Consider the following 2,228-nt stretch of genomic DNA (forward strand, 5'->3'; position numbering starts at 1 on the left):
CCAATGCTTCATTTTGTTCTACATCTGACCTGTATCTTGTTTTTATCTCTTCTTTTAAGTAATTGATTAAAAAATCTATTTGTTTTTGAACCTCTTCTATTTGGTTTTTCATCTGTAAAATCGCATCTACGCCGGCAAGGTTAACTCCAAGCTCTCTAGTTAAAAATAGAATAAACTCCAATCTTTCTAAATCTTTTTCTGAATACATTCTTGTTTTTCCTTTTGTTCTTGACGGTACAAGTAAACCTTCCCTTTCGTACAATCTTAGCGTTTGCGGATGTATATTATACATCTTTGCTACTGTTCCTATCATAAACAACGGCTCTTCTTTTCTTGTCTTCATGGCTTCCACCTCTTAATAAAACTTATAATTTTTGATAAAAACGTTGGTTTATTTTTTGGTCTTTTTTTAAAAAATCTATACATTTTTGACCATCTTTTGATAATTCTTCTATCTTTGGAATGATAACATTGAACTGTAAAATCAGGTCACCATAACCTGATTGTTTAAGTCTTGGCATGCCTTTTCCTTGTATTCTAAATGTATCTCCAGGCTGTATTCCGGAAGGTAATTTAACCTTTTCTGTTTTACCATTGATTAGCGGTATTTCTATCTCTGTACCCACTATTGCTTCAGCAACGGCTAAATTAACATTCAGATAAAGATTATCTCCTCTTCTTTCAAAAAGAGGATGTGGCTTAACATTAACTACTACCCATAAATCCCCAGGAATTCCGCCAAATCTTCCACTGTGTCCTTTTCCCGGTATTCTTAATTTACTACCATTATCTACTCCCGGTGGAACTCTAACCTTAACTTTTTCTTTTTTAATAATAAGTCCTCTTCCATTACATACCGGACAAGGCTCTTGCAATACTCCTGCTCCGCCACAAGTTGGACAGGTTTGAGATATTCTCATAAATCCACCAAGACTTTGATATATTTCTCCGGTTCCGCCACAGGTTGGACAGGTTTTTACATCTGAACCAGCTTTAACGCCAGTTCCACCGCATGCTTCACAAATTACATAACGCGGCACTTCAAGCTCTATGGTTGTACCATTGTAAGCATCTTCTAAGGATATTGTTATAGTTTGATAAATATCAGCTCCATCTTCTCTTTGCTGATAAGCTCTTCTTCTACCTTGTGAAGAAGCTCTTCTTCCGCCACCGCCAAAGAATCCAAAAATATCATCTAAATCCCTGAAAATATCTTCTAAATTAATTCCACCTCTTGCACTAAAACCTGCAAAATCTTCGTAATTTACCCCGCCTCCACTTAAACCTGCATGACCAAACTGGTCGTATATCTTTCTTTTCTCAGGGTCTGAAAGTACTTGATATGCTTCATTTATTTCTTTAAATTTCTCTTCTGCTTCAGGATTGTTTGGGTTTAAATCCGGATGATATTTTCTTGCTAACTTTCTATAAGCTTTCTTTATTTCATCTTGAGTTGCATTTCTACTTACGCCTAAGATTTCATAATAATCTCTTTTTTGCTCCATGGGTAACCTCTTTTTAAATTATTGATAAATAATAATATAATGTTTAGTATGTTATTGTCAAGTTGGTTAATATTTGAAATATTAAATAGTGAAAAGTGAGAGGTTGATGGATTACGTTGAATAATTGAAAAATAAAAGGATAAAGTTTTTGCTGGCTGCAGAATAATAAAAAAGGTTATCCTTCCTCTAATGCTTATAATTCAATCTTTGACCGTCATCCTGAGAACTTTAGTCCGAAGGATCTTCTTTTTTGATTTTTTTTATTTGAAAAGAAAATCAGGAGATTCTTCGCCGGCTGCAGAATGACAGAATTAGATTGTTCTTTGTCATCGTATATTAAATATACCAAAAATTTTTAAACTTTAAGAGAATAAGCTTTATAATAATTACAGACATGGGAGAAAAAAGGAAGGACAGATCAAGTCTTTGTCATTGGTCTTTTAAGACCGCTCAGAATGTTTTAGACTGTCCTTCCTTTACTTCCTAAAACCTGAATCAGAACATTAGGCTTTTAAGCCTGTATTGATTACGATGATAGGTTATCAGGAAGTTTCTCTCATGTCAAGTATTTTATGAAAGGAGGTGCTTTTATGAATAGCTACAAAATTGTCGTTGGAGTAGATGTATCTAAAAATTCATTTACTGCTACAGTTTTGTATGATAACAAGAGAGAAAGCTTTGAAGTTAAATCAGACCCAGTTGAGTTTGAAAAGAAAATAAAGC

2 protein-coding genes and 1 pseudogene are annotated in these 2,228 nt (G+C 33.8%); 1 reads left to right on the forward strand and 2 read right to left on the reverse strand.

Translation table 11 applies throughout. The features are described 5' to 3' along the window. Both SULYE_RS07730 and dnaJ read right to left on the reverse strand, forming a co-directional pair. On the reverse strand, positions 1–343 hold a 343-nt coding region (locus tag SULYE_RS07730), incomplete at its 3' end, for a heat shock protein transcriptional repressor HspR (protein ID WP_007548205.1). A gap of 22 nt (positions 344–365) precedes the next feature. After that, complete coding sequence (gene dnaJ / locus SULYE_RS07735) at positions 366–1,505, reverse strand: molecular chaperone DnaJ (protein WP_007548206.1); 1,140 nt, start codon at positions 1,503–1,505, stop codon at positions 366–368. 590 nt (positions 1,506–2,095) lie between these two features. On the opposite strand from dnaJ, the pseudogene SULYE_RS08775 reads away from it, so the two are divergent. Beyond that, a pseudogene (locus SULYE_RS08775) lies at positions 2,096–2,228 on the forward strand (IS110 family transposase); the annotation flags it as partial.

The organism is Sulfurihydrogenibium yellowstonense SS-5 (assembly GCF_000173615.1).
Classification (GTDB): Bacteria; Aquificota; Aquificia; order Aquificales; family Hydrogenothermaceae; genus Sulfurihydrogenibium; species Sulfurihydrogenibium yellowstonense.

Coding starts and splice junctions, on each gene's coding strand:
- dnaJ (WP_007548206.1), bottom strand. CDS start 1,505: ATGGAGCAAAAAAGAGATTATTATGAAATCTTAGGCGTAAGTAGAAAT.